Here is a 539-nt window from a genome sequence, read left to right as displayed (position 1 = left end):
GCTGAAACACCATGCCGACTTCCCGCCGAACCGTATCAATGTGGCGGACATCATCGGTCAGCTCGATACCATCAACAATGATTTTGCCCTGCTGATGCTCCTCCAGCCGGTTGATGCAACGGATGAAGGTGGATTTTCCCGAGCCGGATGGCCCACAGATGACAATTCTCTCGCCCTGATCAACGGTCAGGTTGAGATCTTTGAGAACATGGAAGTCCCCGTACCACTTGTGCATGCCCTCAACCCGGATAATCCCCGGTTTTTTTCCCGGCTGGTCCTTCGGCGGGGTCTGCATTTCTGAGGTTTGTGTTTGGTCTGTCATAGGATTACCCGTCAGGTCTTATGACCAGTGTCTAGTTTTCGTTCAAGGTTCTGGCTGTATCTGGAGATGCCGAAGCAGAAGACCCAGAAACAGAACGCCACAAATACATAGCCCTCAATGGCAACATTCTGCCAGGCCGGATCGGTAACCGTGGACTGGACTGTGCCGAGGATATCGAAGAGGCCGATAATCAACACCAGCGTGGTGTCCTTGAACA

At 52.7% G+C, this 539-nt stretch carries 1 protein-coding gene and 1 pseudogene; both read right to left on the bottom strand.

From position 1 onward, the window contains the following. Positions 1–295: ATP-binding cassette domain-containing protein (locus tag B2W52_RS09960; RefSeq protein ID WP_286802821.1), on the bottom strand; the 295-nt coding region annotated here is incomplete at its 3' end. 38 nt (positions 296–333) lie between these two features. Next, positions 334–539 (bottom strand): annotated as a pseudogene (locus B2W52_RS09955) (amino acid ABC transporter permease); the annotation flags it as partial.

The organism is Marinobacter sp. UBA2498, assembly GCF_002341575.1.
GTDB lineage: Bacteria > Pseudomonadota > Gammaproteobacteria > Pseudomonadales > Oleiphilaceae > Marinobacter > Marinobacter manganoxydans.
This window is presented reverse-complemented; position numbering and strand designations above follow the sequence as displayed.